Below are 18,479 nucleotides of genomic sequence, written 5' to 3'. Positions count from 1 at the left end.
TAAAACGCAGGGGAGCAAGAACAATGCATACCGAACTGCACCGTACCAAACCCAAAAAATCCGTTGCTCTGTCCGGCACCGTGGCAGGCAATACAGCCCTCAGCACGGTTGGCCACAGCGGGAATGACCTGCACTACCGTGGGTATGACATAAAAGACCTTGCCCGCTCCTGCACGTTTGAGGAGGTCGCCTACCTGCTTGTGCATGGCTACTTGCCCAACACAGCGGAGTTGGAATGTTACAGGCGGCATTTGATGGGTATGCGCGATATTCCCGATATTGTGCGGGCAACACTGGAACGTCTGCCAGCCTCCACCCACCCCATGGATGTGCTGCGCACGGCGGTATCCGTTCTGGGCTGTGCCCTGCCGGAACGGAGTGACTGCCCGGTCGCCGGTGCGCGGGAGATAGCAGACAGGCTTGTGGCCTCCACGGCCTCCATGCTGCTCTACTGGTACCATTATTCCAACCACGGGCGGCGGATAGAAACCCGTACGGATGATGGCAGCGTGGGCGGGCATTTTCTGCACCTCCTGCATGGTCAGGTGCCGCCATCGGACTGGGTGCAGGCCATGCACACATCGCTCATTCTGTATGCCGAGCACGAGTTTAACGCCTCCACCTTTGCCGCGCGTGTTGTGGCGGGCACTGGGTCGGACATGTATTCCGCCGTAACGGCTGCCATTGGCGCGCTGCGTGGCCCCAAACATGGGGGAGCGAATGAGGTGGCGCTGGACATCCAGCAACGCTACCACACGGCGGATGAGGCCGAGGCAGATATTCGCCGCAGGCTGGAGGCCAAAGAGGTGATTATCGGCTTTGGCCACCCGGTGTACACTCTGGCCGACCCGCGGAACGAAATTATCAAGGAAACGGCAAGGGACCTCTCCCGCCGTAACGGCACCATGCGGCTCTATACCGTGGCCGAGCGCATAGAGCGAATTATGGCTGAACAGAAGAGGATGTTCCCTAACCTCGACTGGTTCAGTGCTGTTTCCTACAACGCCATGAATATTCCCACAGCCATGTTCACACCTGTTTTTGTCATGGCCCGCGTGACCGGCTGGTGCGCGCACATTATGGAGCAGCGCATGGATGGAAAAATCATCCGTCCATCCGCCAACTATACTGGGCCGGATGCCCGCCCGCTCATCCCTTTGCGTGAACGTGACGGACTGGAGTACGCCGCATGACCTATCTGGTAGGCAAAGACCTGCCCGCAACGCCTGCGGGCCAGCGTTTTAAGAACATGATGCACCGCAAGGGCATTATGCAAATCCCCGGTGCGCATAACGGGCAGGCTGCCCTGCAGGCGAAGGATTGCGGGTTTGAGGCCCTGTACCTTTCGGGTGCAGCCATGACCGCCAGCATGGGGCTGCCTGACCTAGGCATTATTACCATAGACGAGGTGTGTTTTTTCATCCGTCAGGTTGTGCGTGCCACGGGCCTGCCAGTGCTGGTGGATGGCGATACCGGCTATGGTGAAATCCTGAACGTGATGAACATGGTCCGCGCGTTTGAGGAGGCCGGGGCCGCCGCCGTGCATATTGAAGATCAGGTTTTGCCCAAAAAATGCGGGCACCTGAATGACAAAAAACTCGTCTCCCCACAGGAGATGGCCCAAAAAGTGGCCGCCGCCGCCCGTGCGCGGCGGGATATGGTGGTAATCGCCCGCACCGATGCTGCCAGCTCGGAAGGGCTGGATGGCGCAGTGGCCCGCGCCAGACTGTATTACGAGGCCGGGGCGGACGCCATTTTCCCCGAAGCGTTGATATCGGAAGATATGTTCAGGGAGTTTGCAAGACGACTGCCCGATGTGCCGCTGCTGGCCAATATGACCGAGTTTGGACGCTCACCCTATTTTACGGCGTCCCAGTTCGAGGCAATGGGCTACAGCATGGTCATATGGCCGGTCAGTTCACTCCGCGTGGCCAACAGGGCTCAGGCGGACCTATTTGCCACCATTGCGCGCACGGGTGGCACGCAGGCCATGCTGGAGCGGATGCAAACCCGTGAGGAACTGTACAAAACACTCCGGTATTATGATTACGAAACACTGGACGCAGGCATTGTGGCCACGGTTCTCCCGCATATCGGGCAGGCTGACCGCACCGCCGCCTAAAACCGCAGACTTCTGTCCCGAACACAACAAAAAGAACAGGGGATACAAGACCATGACGGACCATACCATTATTCCAACCCGCGCCTACCCGGACTACCCAGCACTGATGACGCCGGAACAGTTGCAGGCCATGCGGGAGCAGGCTGCGCGTGACCCGGATGCCTTCTGGCTGCAACAGGCGCGGCGTATCCACTGGTGCCGTAAACCTACCGTGGGGTTTGAGGGCAGTTTTGACAAAGACGTGTCCATAAGCTGGTTTGCGGATGGCACGCTGAACGCCTCGGTCTGCTGCATAGACCAGCATCTGACCGACCGGGGCGACCAGATTGCCCTGATCAGCCACCGCGAAGCACCGGACCGCTCTGAAAAACTGACATACAGGGATCTGCACGAACGGGTCTGCCGCCTAGCCAATGCGCTTACCCATCTGGGGGTGGAAAAAGGGCAGCGGGTCGCCATTTGCCTGCCTATGGTGGCGGAGGCGGTTGTCTCCATGCTGGCCTGTGCCCGCATAGGGGCGGTGCATGTGGTGCTGTTTGGTGGTTTTTCGGCCGAGGGCATAGCCGAACGCCTTGTGGATAGTGGGGCCGTTGCCGTTATTACCGCCAACATGGCGTGGCGTGGCAACAGACCGGTGGCCTACAAACAGAGCATGGACGATGCCCTGTGCAGGGCAGGCGGCAAAAGCTGCGTGCAGTCTGTTTTGGTCGTGCGCACATCGGACGAGGCGGTGCCCATGCTCCCCGGCCGGGATTACGATTTTCATGATTTTGTAGATAATTTTGAGGCAGATTTTGTGCCCGTAACCATGCAGGCGGAAGCCCCTCTGTTTATGCTCTATACCTCGGGCAGCACGGGTAAACCCAAGGCGGTTGTCCATGCAACCGGTGGGTATATGGTCTGGGCCGCCTATACGATGGGCATGGTGTATACCCACCAGCCGCGTGACGTGCTGTGGTGCACGGCCGATGTGGCGTGGATTACGGGGCATACTTCGGTCGTGTATGGCCCGCTGGCCAATGGTGGCACCACCATGATCTCGGACAGCCTGCCAACATACCCCCAGCCCGGCCGGTGGCTGGACCTGATAGATGCTTATCAGGTGAGCATGTTCTTTACCGCCCCGACCGCCGTGCGGGCCATGATGGCGGAAGGGGATGAGGTGGTGAACAGGCATGACCTCGGCTCCCTGCGTCTGCTGGGTGTGGCGGGCGAACCCATAAGCCCGGATGCGTGGTTGTGGTACCATAATGTCGTAGGCAAAAAACGCTGCCCCGTGGCCGATACATGGTGGCAGACCGAGACGGCGGGCATTGTGCTTGGCCCCATACCGGGTGTGCAGTCGCTCAAACCCGGTTCAGCCACCATGCCCCTGCCGGGGGTGGAGATGGTCATAACCGACCCGCAGGGCAAGGTAGAGCAGGGAGAGGCCGAGGGGGCCTTGTGCATAGCCCGCTCATGGCCCGGTCAGGCACGCACCATATGGGGGGATCACGCCCGGTTCTGCCAGACGTACTTTGCGCTGGTCCCCGGCCTGTATTTTACGGGTGATGGCGCACGACGGGATGAGGATGGCTATTACTGGATAACCGGCCGCATGGATGACGTGATCAACATTGCCGGGCACCGCCTTGGCACGGCAGAGGTGGAGGATGCGCTGGGCGAGGACCACAGAATTGTGGAATGCGCGGCCGTGGGGGTGGAGCACCCGGTCAAAGGGCAGGCGCTGGTTGTATTTGCCATCCCCCGCAAGGATGTAACCGCCGGGTTGGATGAGGAGGGGATCAGCCGTCTGGTGGTTCATCTGATCGGGCGGTACGCTGCGCCGGAAGCGGTGTACCTTGTGCCCGACTTGCCCCGCACCCGGTCAGGCAAAATTGTGCGCCGCCTGTTGCGTAAGATTGCAAGTGGGGATACGAATGAACTAGGTGATCTGTCTGCCTTGAGCGATCAGTCCATTGTACCCATGCTGCGCGAGCGCGTGTGGGGGCAGATGGCTTTTGGGCAGTCAGGCGTTGTGCAGGCCAGAGCCTAGGCTTATGGACTGACACGGAAGAAATCTTGCTTTGCGCGGCAAGACCGGGGGGTCGAGGCGGGAACGCCCCGGCCCTTCTGCATTTATGGCGCTTTTCCATGGTGTCAGTTTTTGTGCGGCCTGCGGCGGAGGGGCTGCACTTTTTATAATGTTATGAAAAATCTGTTTAAAATACTGGCGTATTCGTGATCACGCCTGCGTGGCGGAGCGCAGGGGAGACATGCAACAAGGTGGGGAACCGGCAAGCAGGAGTAACCCATGTCCGCCAGTGCTCTCTCTTCCATCGACCGCACAACAGCCCGGCATGTTGTGGCTGCCTCCTTTTTGGGGTGGATGCTTGATGCGTGCGATTTTTTTATTGTTCTCTTCACGCTGGATAATGTGGCGCACAGTTTTTCAACCTCGCTGGAGGCCGTGCTGCTTGCTCCCACATTAACCCTGATAACCCGCCCTGTTGGGGCTTTTCTGTGCGGTCGTGCGGCGGATAAGTACGGGCGCAAACCTGTGCTGATCGGCACAATTACCGTGTACTCGCTTATCGAGGTGCTTTCAGCCTTCGCCCCAACGCTGACCATTTTTTTGGTCTTGCGCGCCCTGTTTGGCATAGCCCTTGGCGGGGAATGGGGGGTGGGGACCTCCCTGATCATGGAGAGCGTGCCGCCATCATGGCGGGGCACGGCATCGGGTATTTTGCAGGCGGGTTACCCGGCGGGGTATCTGCTGGCCTCACTTATGTTTCTGCTGCTGCCCGTTCTGGGCTGGCGCGGGTTGTTCATACTAGGGGGCGGGGCGGTTGTCTCGGCCATTTATATCTGGCTGGCCGTGCCCGAAAGCCCGGACTGGCTTGCCCGTCAGGCACAGGGGGCGGAGGCCGAGCACCAGCCCGGTATGTTGGAAGTTGTCCGGCAGAACATGGCCCTTTGCGTGTTTGCCGTGGTGCTTATGGCGGCCTTTAACTTTATGAGCCACGGGTCGCAGGACCTGTACCCCAAGGTATTTCTGGCGCTTGAGCGGCATGTGCCACCGTCCTCCATCACGTCGCTCGCGGTGCTGTACAATCTGGCCGCCATTGCGGGTGGGGTGGTGTTTGGCGTGCTCTCCCAGCGTATTGGCCGCCAGTATTCCATTGCCCTTGCGGCCCTGTTGACCCTGCCAATTCTGCCCTTATGGACGCTACCACATTCCGTTATCTGGCTTGGGGTTGGGGCGGTGTGCATCCAGTTCTGTATTCAGGGTGCATGGGGCGTTGTTCCGGCGTATCTGAGCGAATTGTCCCCCGCATCTGTCCGCGCCACGTTTCCGGGGTTGGCTTACCAGTGCGGTAATCTGATTGCGGCCAGCAACGCGCTGTTGCAAACCCGTCTGGCAGCATGGATGGGTGTTGGCCTTGCTCCGGCCCTTATGCTCACGGTAGGGATGGCCGCCCTGACCGTGCTGGTGTTAACCTTGCTTAACGCCCGTTTGCATCCGCAGAGCACTCTGGGCTGAAGAAGTCGCAAAAAGATGCGTGTTTATGCACAGGTTAAACATTTGGCCTCTTAACCTGTGCAGTATTCTGCGTGCTTGCTTATGTGGCGCACTGGCATGCAACGCATCCCGGCTAGGCCTGCACATGCTCTCTTGTGTGCTCAGGTGCCGGGCAAGAGCAGGGAGAATGGCAAGCCATGACGTTGGAAGACCACATGGCGTTTATGCAAACGGGCGCAATGTACAATGACCTTGCGCCAGAACTGGTGCAGGCCCGTGCAGATGCCGTTGTGCTGAGCAACCGCTACAATGCAAGTTTTGGCCGCCCGGCAGCCGAGCGGGAGGAGCTTCTGCGTACCCTGCTGGGCCGTGTTGGGCAGCAGGTGCATTTTGAACCGGCATTACGGTGCGAGTTCGGGCGCAATATTAGCATTGGTAATAATTTTTACGCTAATTTTGACTGTATTCTGCTTGATGCCGCGCCCATTACAATTGGCGATAATGTTCTGTTTGGTCCACGTGTGGGCCTGTACACAGCCAACCATGCGCTGGATGCGCACGAACGCGCGGCAGGGGGATGTTACGCGCAGCCCATCAGCATTGGCAGCGGTGTCTGGCTGGGAGCAGGGGTGCATGTGACCCCCGGTGTGAGCGTTGGCGAGGGCAGCGTTATTGGTGCGGGCAGTGTGGTTACGCGCGATGTGCCCGTAGGGGTGGTGGCGGCCGGTGTGCCGTGCCGGGTGCTGCGCGCGCTTACTCCGGCCGATCGTACAGGGTTTGCCCCCTAGGGCGGGGCATGTGGGTTTGTGCCACACGCCATTGCGCCGTAAACGTGGGGGAAAATGACGTGCCTAACCCCTGCCAGCCGGAAGAGTGATGAAAGATCTGTTTACAGGCCACCATGTAGGCCAGTCCCGCCCGCTCAAACTATCGGGGGATGTTGTCAGCACGGCCACGTATGGCGGGCCAGACAAATGTTACCGCTACACCCTGCGCCGCGTGTGGGAGGAGGGGAAGCCTCTGGTCATGTGGCTGATGATGAACCCTTCCGTCGCTACCGAATATGGTGATGACCGAACCGTGGCCAAATGCCAGCGTTATGCCCGTGCATGGGGCTATGGTGGCCTGTTTGTGGGCAATACCTTTGCCTACCGCTGCACCGATCAGATGCGGCTGGTGGAAACACCGGACCCCGTTGGCCCAGAGAATGACGCAGCCCTGCTAGATATGGCCCGGCAGGCGGACCTTGTGGTGGCGGCATATGGCTCCCCCCACCACAAGGCTTTGCGCGCGCGGGGGCCGCAGGTTGTGCATATGCTGCAAAGCCACGGTATTGCCGTGTACGCGCTGCGGCTGAGTGCAGGGGGGCGGCCCTGCCACCCGCTGTATCTCCCAGCGGACCTCAAGCCGTTTGAACTGCCAGTGGACCAGCCGGAGGTTCAGCCTGCAGGCGCATAAGGGCAGGGGGCAACATAGCGGGAGTTGACGCACGCGCCCCATGGGTATCCGATACCTCCAAAGAATTGCGCCACATAAAGGGACAGACAAAAACGTGACAGAACAGAACACGCAGGCCGCAGGTGGCTATCTGGCCTCGGCCGAATTTGCAGCCATGTTGGACCGGTTGGGCGAAGTGGCTGCCCGCACGGGGCTGAACGTCGCTCCCGGCCAGCAGGTTATTATGACAGCGCCTTTGTATGCGGTGCCGCTGGTGCGCCGTATTACGGAACATGCCTACAAGGCAGGTGCATCGCTGGTCACCACATTCTACTCGGATGAGGAAACCACGCTGGCCCGCTACCAGTATGGCGAGGAAAGCACGTTTGACACGGCCGCAGGCTGGTTGGCCGCCGGTATGGCGGAGGGCTTTCGCTCCGGTGCAGCGCGTATGGCCATTACCGGCTCCAACCCCGCCTTGCTGGCCGGGCAAAACCCGGACCATGTCTCCCGTGCAAGTAAGGCGGCCTCCAAGGTCAACCGCCCGGCTATGGAGATCATTACCAATTTTGATGTGAACTGGTGCATTGTTGCCGCAGCAACCCCGGCATGGGCCATGCAGGTGTTCCCCGACCTGCCCGAGCAGCAGGCGGTGGAAAAACTCTGGCAGGCTATTTTTTCCGTCTCCCGCCTGAACGGGGATGACCCGGTAGGCCAGTGGGAGGCACACAACGCCATTCTGCACCGCCGTGCTGCATTTCTGAACGATGTGCGTTACGACGCCCTGCATTTTTCCGGCCCCGGCACGGACCTGCTGGTTGGGTTGGCCGATGGGCATGACTGGGCAGGCGGGGCGGAAAAAGCCGGCAACGGCATTGTGTGCAACCCCAACATTCCGACCGAGGAGGTGTTTACCACCCCCCATCGCCTGCGCGTGGAAGGGACCGTGGCCAGCACCAAACCGCTCTCGCACCAAGGCACGCTGATTGACGGGATAAAGGTCCGGTTTGAGGGCGGGCGCATTGTGGAAATGCACGCAACCCGTGGGCAGGACGTGCTGGAACGCGTGCTGGATACGGATGAAGGAGCCAGAAGGCTGGGCGAGGTCGCCCTTGTGCCTCATTCCTCCCCCATCTCGCGCAGCGGGTTGTTGTTCCAGAACACATTGTTTGACGAAAACGCCGCCAGCCACATTGCCCTTGGCCAGTCCTACTCCAAATGTATGCGGGACACGCAGGGGCAGGATGAGGCCGCACTGGCCGCCCGTGGGGCTAATAGCAGCATGATCCACATAGACTGGATGATCGGCTCGGGTGAGATTGATGTGGACGGGCTGGATGCGCAGGGTGGCCGCGTGCCGCTCATGCGCAAAGGCGAATGGGTGATTGCAGCATGATAAGGTTGGACAACATGGGTTTTATCCGCAAGGCATCAACTGTTCTGGGGGCTGTGGCCCTGCTGGCCGCAGGCGCTGCACAGGCGCAGAGCGTGGCCCCTGTGGGGGGAGCTACGCCGCAGGCGCCCTCCCTTACCCCAGAACAGGTGGCAACCATGCAGCATGATATGGACACCGCCCTGCACTACAAGCTGGCCCCGGATGTGCTGCCCCGCCTGAGCGCCACCCTCAAAGCCATTGAGGCCGCCAACATTCAGCCACCGGGGCGGGTTGGTATGTCGCTTGACCAGCAGATTGCCCTGGTGGGGCAGGTGCCGGGGCTGGATGCCATTCTCAAGGCGCACGGCATGAGCGCGCGGGACTTTGTTATGAGCCTGACCTGCGTGGGCCTGACCGGCAGCCTGCTCAACGTTCCTCCCGGTCAGGGCGGTGCCCATATGCCTGTGCCGGACCCGGCCAATGTGGCTATCCTCAAGAACAATCCGCAGGCCTTGCAGGAACTGGTGGGCGTTCTGCGTGGTGGGGCTGCGGCAGGCAGCAGCGCACAGGTAAACTAACGCCCGATCTCCTGTTGGCCTGAGCCTGCGGGTTGTGGCAGGCTTGGCGAACAGGAGCGTAGGGGCGTGTGCACCCCGCCCGCCCTGTTCTGAAGTGTGACGGAGCAGGCCATGACGGCAACAGCAGGATCAGGCGGTCTGTCCGGCTCGGGGAACTGGGCCGGGTTGGGTGCCGCTATGGTGGAGGGGGCAGGGCAGTCGCTCGTGCAGCCCCAGTCCGGGGCATCCTCTGCCGCACAATCCCTCTCGCTCCGTTCTACTGTGGCCGATGCGCAGGCCCAGCAGGCGGATGTTATGCTCACCCTGTCGGAAGGGGCGCAAAGTCTGCTGGCGAATGGCGGCGCAGCCGGTGCTGTGGTGGCCACCGCAGGCACCAATGCGTTGGCGGCAGATGTGATGCAGGCCGCGGATGCGGTGCTGAATGACCCGTCCGCCACGGTTGAGCAAAAGGCCATGGCCAAGCAGCTTATGCAGGTGGCCACAACCATGACCACTCAAAGCGCTAGTGGTGCGGCTGGCACGTCTGCCTCCCAACTGGCTGGGCAGTCCACATTGGCCGCGCAGCCCGGCGGGTTGCTTGGTGGGGCTGTTGTGACCTCATCGGGGTTGTACGGCCTGACCAGCACGGCCATGCAGGAGAGTGCGCGGAACATGGCCTCCGCTTTGCTGGGCACAAGCACAGCGCAGGCGGAGGAAATTGTGCTGCCCGGCGGCATTGTGCAACTTCCCCAGAACACGGAGGAGGCGGTTGCGGCTTCCGCTGCTGGCCTGTCCGAACTGTCTGGCAATGCCCTGTCAAACGCCCTTTTGCCCGAACTGTTTGAGGCGATGGCGTCTGTCCTGTCGGACGAAAACGCCACAACCGAGCAAAAGCAGGCTGCCACAGCCCTGCTTCAGACGTTTGAGGCGTCTGATGATTCTACCCAGATCCCGCAAGCCCTTCTGAACCCCCTGCTGGCTGCGGCGCTTATGCCTGCGGTCAGCCCATCCATACGGGGGCGGCTGGTCCGTGCTGCTCTGGCTGAAGACGTGGAAGATATGGGGCAAACGGAGGAGGCCGAAGTATCCGGCCGCTTTGCCGCCGGGGCGGGTGGCCTGCGGGCTGTTCTGGCCAGAAACGCCGCGTATCTGGCATCGGTGCAAAAACCACTGCTGAACCATGTGCTTCAGCTCACTCAAAGGCAGGAGGCCGAGACGGTGGAGGCCGGGCTGGCAGGGTGGGGCACGGCCCAGCTCAGCCGCGAACAACTGGCGGAAGAGGCCCTTCAGTCCAGCGCCATTCTGGTGTCATCGCAGGACCTTATGGCGGAATCCACCTATATGGGCGCGCTGGCCAGCACAAGCCTGACCCCTATTCTGATTATGAGCTGGGCGGCCCTGCTATCGGGCTTTCTGCCGCGTGCCTATTCGTTTGTGCCGCGTGTGAGGCGGCGTGCGAACAAGAAGAAGTGGCGCAGGAAAAAACAGAACCAGAAAATGGATTTTCAGAACCTGCTGTTCATGGGCAATGCGGTGGACGCGCAGGCTTAGGGGGGCGGGGTATCCGCCCTTAGGGCTGCGCATCCTGCGAGCAGGTGGGGGTGGCGGGCAGGTTCAGTGTGCTGAGCGTGCCCTGCATTTTAAAATCACCAAAGTCCAGATGCAGCTGGTCCGACACGCCATTGGCAAAATAGCGCATACCCATTTCGTATTCCGGCATCATGGTGTGGGCATTACGGTCATAAAAAGCGATGTGCACGTGCCCTGCCGCCAGTTTTTGCAACGGCCGGTAAGGGCTGTCATTAGGGGTTTGTGCCCAGTTGAGCAGCGAGACATAGGTATCTTCCGGCCCATCAGGCAGGGTGCCGTCAAACAGGGGGGTGGTCAGTTCCCGCTCGCCTTTTTCCGCTGCGGCCAGAATGCTCGCTGTGTGCGTTATGGGGAACATGGTGCCCGCAGGCAGGTGCAGTGTTTTGGCAAGGGGCTGGCGGTATTGCACAAGGCCCGATCCATCGGGGTTGAGGCTGGCCTCCCCGCTCACAACCCGTAACAGTTTGCCGTTACGCGCCTCCTGACTTTTAAAGGTCAGGTGTCGCCCGTCCAGACTCTCCTGCGCGGCATAGTCGGACAGCAGGTGCTCCTCGCCCTGCTTGCGGGTTACACTCTGGATGTCCAGCCGTTGGTGGGAGGACCAGCCGAGGCATGTTTTGAGCACCGCGTATTGCATATGCCCGGTGGCGGAAAGTGTTTGCCCCCCGGCCGATTCCACTAACCCCAGATCATACACCGCCTGTTGCGAGACAAGGGCGGAAGCAGGCGTGGCCGCCTGTGCGGTTATGGCTGGCAGGGCAAGGGTAAGGGCTGCCACGGTGGCGGCCAGTACGGCTGAGCGGTTGCGCAGGGAGCGTATTGTCATACCCGCTACAAAAAAACATCCGGCGCGGTCATGCAACCGGCCGGATGCGTGTTTATTGGCCCAAGGGGCGTTTATCAGTCTTTTTTGACCGTTGGCTTGGGCTTGGGCAGGTTGAGCGCGAGGGAGAGTTCCTTCATGCGTTCGGGCGGCACGGGGGCTGGTGCGCCCATCATCAGGTCTTCGCCCTGCTGGTTGAGCGGGAACAGGATAACCTCGCGGATGTTCGGCTCATCGGCCAGCAGCATTACAATGCGGTCCACGCCGGGAGCGGAGCCACCATGCGGGGGGGCACCGTAGCGGAAGGCGTTGAGCATACCACCAAAGCGGGCTTCCACTTCACTTTCGGGGTAGCCTGCAATTTCAAACGCCCGCACCATCACGTCTGGCAGGTGGTTACGCACCGCACCGGAGGAGAGTTCGATCCCGTTGCACACAATGTCATACTGGTAGGCCAGAATATCCAGCGGGTTTTTGGTATTCAGCGCTTCCAGCCCACCTTGCGGCATGGAGAACGGGTTGTGGGAGAAGTCTACCAGCCTCGTTTCCTCATTCAGCTCATACATGGGGAAGTCCGTGATCCAGCAGAAGCGGAAGGCGTTCTTCTCGATCAGGTCCAGCTCTTCGGCAATGCGGGTGCGCACAAGGCCGGAGAACTTGGCTACGTCAAGCCCCTTGCCAGCGGCAAAGAACACGGCGTCCCCGGCTTTCAGCCCCAGCTTGGTGCGAATGGACTCGGCGCGGTCGGCTTCCAGGTTTTTGGCAATCGGGCCCTGCCCACCTTCGGCGTTAAAGGTGATGTAGCCCAGACCACCGGCCCCGTTCTCACGCGCCCAGGCGTTGAGCTTGTCAAAGAAGGAGCGGGGCCTGTCGCCCGCACCGGGAGCGGGAATGGCGCGGATTTCACCACCATCGGCGGCAATGCGGGCAAACAGGCCAAAGCCCGAGCCTGCAAAGTCTTCCGTTACGTCCGTAATCAGCAGCGGGTTGCGCAGGTCCGGCTTGTCGGAGCCATACACCTTCATGGCGCGGGCGTAGGGAATACGCTCGAACGGAGCGGTGCTGACCGTGCGGCCATTACCAAACTCGGTAAACAGCCCGCTCATGACCTCTTCCATCACCGCAAAAATTTCGTCCTGCGTGGCAAAGGCCATTTCAAAGTCAAGCTGGTAGAACTCACCGGGGGAGCGGTCTGCGCGGGAGGCTTCATCACGGAAGCACGGCGCAATCTGGAAGTAGCGGTCAAACCCCGCCACCATGGCCAGCTGCTTGAACTGCTGCGGTGCCTGCGGCAGTGCGTAGAACTTGCCGGGGTGGTTGCGTGAGGGCACCAGAAAGTCGCGCGCCCCTTCGGGGGAGGAGGCGGTCAGGATGGGGGTTTGCAGCTCAATAAAGTCCAGCTCGGTCATGCGGCGGCGCATGCTGGCAATAACGGCGGAACGCAGGCGGATGTTGGCGTGCACTTTTTCGCGCCGCAGGTCGATGTAGCGGTAACGCAGGCGTAGTTCGTCGGAATAATGTTCCTGCCCGGCAACCTGCAGGGGCAGCACGGCGGCGTGGGACTGCACCACAAAGTCCTTTGCACGCACTTCAATATCACCCGTGGCAAGGTCGGGGTTGCGCGTACCTTCCTCACGCAGGACCACATCGCCGGTTACCGTAATTACGCTTTCCACACGAATGTGCTCGGCTGTCTGCATAACTTCGGAGCCAGCGGGGATGACAATCTGGGTGATTCCCGTTTCGTCCCGCAGGTCAATAAACAGCAGGCCCCCGTGGTCCCGCTTACTGTGCACCCAGCCGGACAGGCGCGCGGTGGTGCCAGCATCGCCCGCGCGAAGGGCCGAGCAGCTATGGGTACGGTAAGGGTGCATGGTCTTGTCCCGAATTTTGTGGCCCGGCCTGCGGGCGGGCGTTGGTTTTGCCATAGTTCAATTGGGGTGGAGGAAGCAGGGGCCGGGGCCTTATGTCAAGGCTGGAGCGGGGGTAACCCGGCCTGTTTTGCTACCAAGGGGCATTTTACGCAGGGTTCAGACCCGCACGCACCGGCCCAGCTCCGCTGCAAGGGCGGCAATGGAGTCTGCCCGTGCATCCCACGCGAACATAAAGCGGTACACCCCCCCAAACATGGTGTAGAATCGCCACCCCTGCGCACGCAGGGCGTTGGCTACGCGTTCTGGCATAAGTAGGAACACCGCGTTGCTCTGCACTGGCCATGCCAGTTCCACCTCATCCATACCCGCTATGGCGTGTGCAAAAGCCTGCGCGCTGGCATTGGCGTGGCGTGCGTTGTCCAGCCATGCGCCGGACTGGACCATGCTCAGCCACGGGGCGGACAGAAACCGCATTTTGGAGGCAATCTGCCCGGCCTGCTTGGCGCGCTCTGCAAAGCCTTGCGCCAGTTGCGGGGTAAAGAACACCACGGCATCGCCCACGGCCATACCGTTTTTGGTGCCGCCAAAGCTGAGCGCATCCACACCGGACTGCCACGTCATGGCGGCGGGGGTGCATTCCAGCGCGGCTACGGCATTGGCAAAGCGGGCGCCATCCATGTGCAGGCGCAGCCCGTTGTCGTGGCAGGCATTGGCAATGGCGCGGATCTCATCCAGCGAATAGAGCAACCCGTTTTCGGTAGGCTGGGTAATGCTGACAACCGCCGGGGTGGAGGCATCAAAGTCCCGCGTGCGGCGCATGGCCTGCGCAATGGAGGCCGGGGTGACCTTGCCATCTGGCGTGGGCGGGGTAATGAGCCTTGCCCCGCCGGAAAAGAACTCCGCCGCCCCGCGTTCGGATGTATCCACATGCGCGATTTCTGATGTGATGATGCTGCAATAGGGCGGGCACAGCGTTGCCAGCACCAGCGCATTGGCGGCCGTGCCGTTAAATACAAAGAACACGCGCGCCTGCGGGGCGGCAAACAGCTCGGCCTCGGCTTTGGCGGCAAGGCGGGTCCACGGGTCGTCCCCATAGGCGGGGCGGAGGCAGATGCCGCGCGGTTCATGGCCTCCAGCGCCTGCGGGCACACGCCTGCGTAGTTGTCGCTGCCAAACTGCTGGTGGGGGATGGTGGCGGGGGGCTGGCGGGGTGCTGCCGGCTGGGGAAGGGTCATGGCAAACTCTCCGGCTTAGGGTTAGGTGTGCCTGTTGGCACGGGCTGGGCACGGTACGCGGCATGATGCCGGACCTTGCTTGTGGCGGGGTTTTGCTGTAAGGCCGCAGCCATCGCGCAGGCACCCCTGGAGGCCTGCGTGCTCAAGTTTTTCAGGAGAAGTCAAGGTGTCCAAAATTACAACAATCGAAGCTTCTGCGCGCGCGAAGGCTGGTAAGGGGGCAGCGCGGGCGACGAGGCGTGCTGGCCTGGTGCCCGGCGTTGTGTACGGCGGTAAGCAGGAAGCCACACTGATCGCGCTTGACCCGCGCATTGTCATTAAGGGAATCCAGACCTCTGGCTGGCGCTCCCGCGTGTATGACATCAAGGTTGAAGGCGGCAAGACCGAGCGCGCTCTGGTGCGTGACGTGCAGCTCCACCCGGTCAAAGACATGCCCATCCACATCGACTTCCTGCGTCTGTCCGCTGGCTCACGCGTGCATGTTGAAGTGGCTGTGCACTTTGTGGGTGAAGAAAAGAGCCCCGGCATCAAGCGTGGCGGTATGCTCAACGTTGTGCGCCACACGGTTGACGTGGAAGTGGCGGCGGAAAACATCCCCGAATTCTTCACGGTTGACCTGAGCAAGCTCGACATCAACGACAACGTGCGTTGGGACGATGTGCAGGGCACGGAAGGCGCAACCCCGGTTTCTCACGAAGCCAACTTTGTGGTTGCCTCCATTGCTGCTCCGGTTGTTGAAGCAGCACCGGCGGAAGAAGCTGACGCTTCCTAATCGGGGGCGGAGCAATCCGAGTCTGATGGAACGCGGGGGCACGTGCAGGCGCATGTGCCCCCCTTTCTGTTCATAACGTAAGGCAGAATCCGTAATGCTGCTCTGGGTCGGACTGGGTAATCCCGAGTCCTCCATGCGCCGGCACCGGCACAATGTTGGTTTCATGGCGGTTGAGGCTATTGCCGCCAGATATGGTTTTTCGCCCTGGCGCAATCGCTTTAGGGGCGAGGTGGCCGAAGGCCGCATAGGTGGTCATAAGGTGCTGCTGCTGCTGCCCATGACCTATATGAACCGCTCGGGCGAGAGCGTGCAGGAGGCTGCCGCTTTTTACAAAATAGCCCCCGAGCAGATAACAGTTTTTCATGACGAGCTGGACCTGGCTCCGGGCAAGTTGCGCATCAAGCGTGGCGGCGGCGCTGCGGGCCATAACGGTTTACGCTCGACAGACAAAATGCTGGGCACGCCGGACTACTGGCGCGTACGCATTGGCATAGGCCACCCCGGCGCCAAGGAACGGGTGCATGGCTGGGTGCTTGGTAATTTTACACAGACAGACCAGCAGGAATGGCTCGATCATTTGCTGGACCGCATGGCCGATGCCGCCCCGCTGCTGGCGGAAGGTCATGCTGACCGGTTTATGACTCAGGTTGCACTGCCACAAGGGAGCAAGGGCTGATGGGATTTAACTGCGGTATTGTAGGTCTGCCCAACGTGGGCAAGTCCACCCTGTTCAACGCGCTTACAGCAACGGCAACGGCGCAGGCCGCCAACTACCCGTTCTGCACGATTGAGCCAAACGTGGGCCGCGTGGCCGTGCCAGACCCCCGGTTGGACAAGCTGGTGGTTATTGGCAAGTCCCAGCGCGAAGTGCCCACAAGCCTTGAGTTTGTGGATATTGCAGGCCTTGTGCGCGGCGCATCCCGCGGGGAAGGGCTGGGCAACCAGTTCCTTGCCAATATCCGCGAGGTGGACGCCATTATCCACGTTCTGCGTTGCTTCGAGGATGATGACATCACCCATGTCGAAGGCGGCGTGGACCCCGTGCGTGATGCTGAAATTATTGAAACCGAGCTGATGCTGGCAGATCTGGACTCGCTGGAAAAGCGCCTGCCCGCACTGGAAAAGCGCGCCCGCAACAAGGACGCGGAGGCCACGGCCCAGCTTGCCATTATGGACCCCATTCTGGCCGCCCTGCGTGATGGCAAACCCGCCCGCACCGCCATCCCCGCCGGGGAGGAGGAAACGGTCCGCCGTCTCCAGCTCATGACCTCCAAGCCCGTGCTGTATGTGTGCAATGTGGACGAGGATTCCGCCGCTACAGGCAATGCGTTCTCCGAAAAGGTGAAGGCAAAGGCCGAAGCCGAAGGGGCTGCGGTGGTTATTGTCTCCGCTGCCATTGAGGCCGAAGTGAGCCAGCTTGAAGATGAGGAACGGCGTGAGTTCCTTGAAGGGCTGGGTCTGAAGGATAGCGGGTTGGACCGCGTTATTGCCGCCGGGTACAAGCTGCTGGGGCTGAACACCTACTTTACGGTTGGCCCCAAGGAAGCCCGCGCATGGACCATTACGGTCGGCACCAAGGCGCCACAGGCTGCTGCTGTTATTCACAATGATTTTGAGCGTGGCTTTATTGCCTGCGAAACCATCGCATTTGACGATTATGTTCGTTATGGTGGGGAGGCAGGCGCCAAGGAAGCCGGGCGTCTGCGTATTGAAGGGCGGGATTACGTTGTTCAGGATGGTGACGTTCTGCTCTTCCGCTTTAATGTCTGATACGGCAGTCTAAACAGACCAGATAGGCCCGCTCACACGGGGCGGGCCATGAGAGACAAAAAAGAAAACAAGGCAATGGAGATAAGGGACGCCAGCATGAATACGGAGGAAGACAGTCGGCTGCACATGGCCACGGCAGAAGCGCACGCACCCGCACAGGGCGTGCCATCGCCATGCCCCATGCACGGTCTGGCGCACAGGGCCAGGCTGGCGGCCCGCACGCTGGCGCAAAGTTCTTCCTCCGAACGGGACAAGGCCTTGTGGGCCGCAGCCAGTGCGCTGCGTGAGTCTGCGGCCACCATTCTGGAGGCCAACGCGCGCGATCTGGAGGCATCAACGGCCAATGCCGCCTTCCGCGACCGCCTGACCCTGACCCCGGAGCGGGTGGAGGCTATGGCCCGTGGGCTGGAAAACATTGCCGATCTGCCCGACCCCGTAGGGCAGATACTGGAGGAATGGTCCCGCCCCAATGGTCTGCGTATTCGCAAGGTGGCCACACCCGTAGGCGTTATTGGCGTTATTTACGAAAGTCGGCCCAATGTGGGGGCGGATGCAGCGGGCCTGTGCATTAAATCCGGCAATGCCATCCTGCTGCGTGGTGGGTCCGAGAGCCTGCATAGTGCACGCGCCATTCATGCCGCCATGCAAACAGGGCTGCGTAACGCGGGCCTGCCAGAAGATGCGGTGCTGATTGCCCCGGATTCTGACCGCAGGCATGTGGCGGATATGCTTACCGCATCTGGCCTTGTGGACCTGATTATTCCGCGTGGGGGGCGTTCTCTGGTGGAGCGTGTGCAGCGCGAGGCCCGCGTGCCCGTTCTGGCTCATGCGGAAGGGCTGTGCCACACCTATGTGCACGCGGCGGCGGACCACGCCATGGCGCGGCGTATTGTGCTGAACGCCAAAATGCGCCGTGTGGGCATTTGTGGCGCGACCGAAACCCTGTTGGTTGACGCGGCCATTGCCTCCGTGTTGCTGCCGCAGATTGTGGCTGATCTGGCCGAGCATGGCTGCACCTTTAAGGCCGATGCTGCGGCGCGGGAGATTATGCCCGACCTGCCCGCCGCAACCGAGAAGGACTTTGCAACCGAGTGGCTGGATGCGGTGCTGAACGTGGCGGTTGTGGACGGCGTGGACGAGGCGCTGGACCATATTGCCCGCTTTGGCTCCTCCCACACCGAGGCCATTGTGACGGCGGATGAGGCCGTTGCCGTCCGCTTTATGAACGGTGTGACCAGCGCCGTGGTTATGTGGAACGCCTCTACCCAGTTCTGTGATGGGGGTGAATTCGGCTTTGGGGCGGAAATTGGCATTGCCACCGGGCGCTTCCATGCACGTGGCCCGGTGGGTGTGGAACAGCTGACAACCTTCCGTTACGAGGTTATCGGCAACGGTCAGGTTCGTCCCTGACTGCGCTCCGCC

15 protein-coding genes and 1 pseudogene are annotated in these 18,479 nt (G+C 61.1%); 13 read left to right on the top strand and 3 right to left on the bottom strand.

What is annotated here, in order from left to right; genetic code table 11:
* The first annotated feature begins 23 nt into the window (after nt 1-23).
* The 9 genes from prpC to AGA_RS12035 all read left to right on the top strand — a co-directional run bounded on the left by prpC (nt 24) and on the right by AGA_RS12035 (nt 10,544).
* Nucleotides 24-1,193, top strand: a complete 1,170-nt coding sequence (prpC, locus tag AGA_RS12075) for a bifunctional 2-methylcitrate synthase/citrate synthase (RefSeq protein WP_059024501.1) — start codon at nt 24-26, stop codon at nt 1,191-1,193.
* Nucleotides 1,190-2,122 carry a methylisocitrate lyase gene (gene prpB / locus AGA_RS12070; RefSeq protein WP_059024500.1) on the top strand — a complete coding sequence of 311 codons (933 nt, stop codon included), beginning with the start codon at nt 1,190-1,192 and terminating at the stop codon, nt 2,120-2,122. The genes prpC and prpB overlap by 4 nt, the downstream gene beginning before the upstream one ends.
* Before the next feature lie 52 nt (nt 2,123-2,174).
* Nucleotides 2,175-4,157: an acetate--CoA ligase gene (gene acs / locus AGA_RS12065; protein WP_059024499.1), complete on the top strand. Its 1,983-nt coding sequence runs from the start codon at nt 2,175-2,177 to the stop codon at nt 4,155-4,157.
* A gap of 258 nt (nt 4,158-4,415) precedes the next feature.
* Nucleotides 4,416-5,645, top strand: coding sequence for an MFS transporter (locus AGA_RS12060; protein ID WP_059024498.1), 1,230 nt, complete (start codon nt 4,416-4,418; stop codon nt 5,643-5,645).
* 176 nt (nt 5,646-5,821) lie between these two features.
* Entirely contained in the window at nt 5,822-6,412 is a 591-nt protein-coding gene (locus AGA_RS12055; protein ID WP_059024497.1) for a sugar O-acetyltransferase, read from the top strand.
* 88 nt (nt 6,413-6,500) lie between these two features.
* Entirely contained in the window at nt 6,501-7,082 is a 582-nt protein-coding gene (locus AGA_RS12050) for a DUF1643 domain-containing protein (protein ID WP_059024496.1), read from the top strand.
* 154 nt (nt 7,083-7,236) lie between these two features.
* Nucleotides 7,237-8,457 (top strand): aminopeptidase, encoded by a 1,221-nt coding sequence (locus AGA_RS12045; RefSeq protein ID WP_231946141.1) that lies wholly within the window; start codon nt 7,237-7,239, stop codon nt 8,455-8,457.
* Nucleotides 8,458-8,471: 14 nt separating this feature from the next.
* On the top strand, nt 8,472-9,014 hold the full coding sequence (locus tag AGA_RS12040) for a hypothetical protein (RefSeq protein ID WP_231945835.1): 543 nt from the start codon (nt 8,472-8,474) through the stop codon (nt 9,012-9,014).
* Between the two features lie 111 nt (nt 9,015-9,125).
* Nucleotides 9,126-10,544, top strand: a complete 1,419-nt coding sequence (locus AGA_RS12035) for a hypothetical protein (protein ID WP_059024494.1) — start codon at nt 9,126-9,128, stop codon at nt 10,542-10,544.
* 19 nt (nt 10,545-10,563) lie between these two features.
* On the opposite strand, the gene AGA_RS12030 is transcribed toward AGA_RS12035, so the two are convergent.
* The 3 genes and pseudogenes from AGA_RS12030 to AGA_RS12020 form a co-directional block, all read right to left on the bottom strand.
* Nucleotides 10,564-11,409 carry an EipB family protein gene (locus tag AGA_RS12030; protein ID WP_059024493.1) on the bottom strand — a complete coding sequence of 282 codons (846 nt, stop codon included), beginning with the start codon at nt 11,407-11,409 and terminating at the stop codon, nt 10,564-10,566.
* A gap of 74 nt (nt 11,410-11,483) precedes the next feature.
* Nucleotides 11,484-13,280 carry an aspartate--tRNA ligase gene (gene aspS, locus AGA_RS12025; protein WP_059024865.1) on the bottom strand — a complete coding sequence of 599 codons (1,797 nt, stop codon included), beginning with the start codon at nt 13,278-13,280 and terminating at the stop codon, nt 11,484-11,486.
* 156 nt (nt 13,281-13,436) lie between these two features.
* Nucleotides 13,437-14,515, bottom strand: a pseudogene (locus tag AGA_RS12020) (threonine aldolase family protein).
* A gap of 166 nt (nt 14,516-14,681) precedes the next feature.
* Here AGA_RS12020 and AGA_RS12015 point away from each other — a divergent pair.
* From AGA_RS12015 to AGA_RS12000, 4 genes are all read left to right on the top strand, one after another.
* The gene (locus AGA_RS12015; protein WP_059024492.1) at nt 14,682-15,287 is read left to right on the top strand and encodes a 50S ribosomal protein L25/general stress protein Ctc; all 606 of its coding nucleotides are present in this window, start codon (nt 14,682-14,684) and stop codon (nt 15,285-15,287) included.
* A gap of 94 nt (nt 15,288-15,381) precedes the next feature.
* Nucleotides 15,382-15,963, top strand: coding sequence for an aminoacyl-tRNA hydrolase (gene pth / locus AGA_RS12010; RefSeq protein WP_059024491.1), 582 nt, complete (start codon nt 15,382-15,384; stop codon nt 15,961-15,963).
* Nucleotides 15,963-17,057 carry a redox-regulated ATPase YchF gene (gene ychF, locus AGA_RS12005; protein WP_059024490.1) on the top strand — a complete coding sequence of 365 codons (1,095 nt, stop codon included), beginning with the start codon at nt 15,963-15,965 and terminating at the stop codon, nt 17,055-17,057. Before pth ends, ychF begins: the two co-directional genes overlap by 1 nt.
* Before the next feature lie 96 nt (nt 17,058-17,153).
* Complete coding sequence (locus tag AGA_RS12000; RefSeq protein ID WP_083503701.1) at nt 17,154-18,467, top strand: glutamate-5-semialdehyde dehydrogenase; 1,314 nt, start codon at nt 17,154-17,156, stop codon at nt 18,465-18,467.
* Nucleotides 18,468-18,479 lie beyond the last annotated feature (12 nt).

Source organism: Acetobacter ghanensis (genome assembly GCF_001499675.1).
GTDB lineage: Bacteria > Pseudomonadota > Alphaproteobacteria > Acetobacterales > Acetobacteraceae > Acetobacter > Acetobacter ghanensis.
Note: the sequence above shows the minus strand (reverse complement) of the source record. Positions and strands in the feature narration are given on the sequence as shown.

Excerpts from the sequence above, each read along its gene's own strand:
- AGA_RS12040 (WP_231945835.1), top strand. The coding sequence starts at position 8,472 with ATGGGTTTTATCCGCAAGGCATCAACTGTTCTGGGGGCTGTGGCCCTG.
- ychF (WP_059024490.1), top strand. The coding sequence starts at position 15,963 with ATGGGATTTAACTGCGGTATTGTAGGTCTGCCCAACGTGGGCAAGTCC.
- aspS (WP_059024865.1), bottom strand. The coding sequence starts at position 13,280 with ATGCACCCTTACCGTACCCATAGCTGCTCGGCCCTTCGCGCGGGCGAT.
- AGA_RS12000 (WP_083503701.1), top strand. The coding sequence starts at position 17,154 with ATGAATACGGAGGAAGACAGTCGGCTGCACATGGCCACGGCAGAAGCG.
- prpB (WP_059024500.1), top strand. The coding sequence starts at position 1,190 with ATGACCTATCTGGTAGGCAAAGACCTGCCCGCAACGCCTGCGGGCCAG.
- AGA_RS12035 (WP_059024494.1), top strand. The coding sequence starts at position 9,126 with ATGACGGCAACAGCAGGATCAGGCGGTCTGTCCGGCTCGGGGAACTGG.
- prpC (WP_059024501.1), top strand. The coding sequence starts at position 24 with ATGCATACCGAACTGCACCGTACCAAACCCAAAAAATCCGTTGCTCTG.
- pth (WP_059024491.1), top strand. The coding sequence starts at position 15,382 with ATGCTGCTCTGGGTCGGACTGGGTAATCCCGAGTCCTCCATGCGCCGG.
- AGA_RS12050 (WP_059024496.1), top strand. The coding sequence starts at position 6,501 with ATGAAAGATCTGTTTACAGGCCACCATGTAGGCCAGTCCCGCCCGCTC.
- AGA_RS12030 (WP_059024493.1), bottom strand. The coding sequence starts at position 11,409 with ATGACAATACGCTCCCTGCGCAACCGCTCAGCCGTACTGGCCGCCACC.
- AGA_RS12055 (WP_059024497.1), top strand. The coding sequence starts at position 5,822 with ATGACGTTGGAAGACCACATGGCGTTTATGCAAACGGGCGCAATGTAC.
- acs (WP_059024499.1), top strand. The coding sequence starts at position 2,175 with ATGACGGACCATACCATTATTCCAACCCGCGCCTACCCGGACTACCCA.
- AGA_RS12060 (WP_059024498.1), top strand. The coding sequence starts at position 4,416 with ATGTCCGCCAGTGCTCTCTCTTCCATCGACCGCACAACAGCCCGGCAT.
- AGA_RS12045 (WP_231946141.1), top strand. The coding sequence starts at position 7,237 with ATGTTGGACCGGTTGGGCGAAGTGGCTGCCCGCACGGGGCTGAACGTC.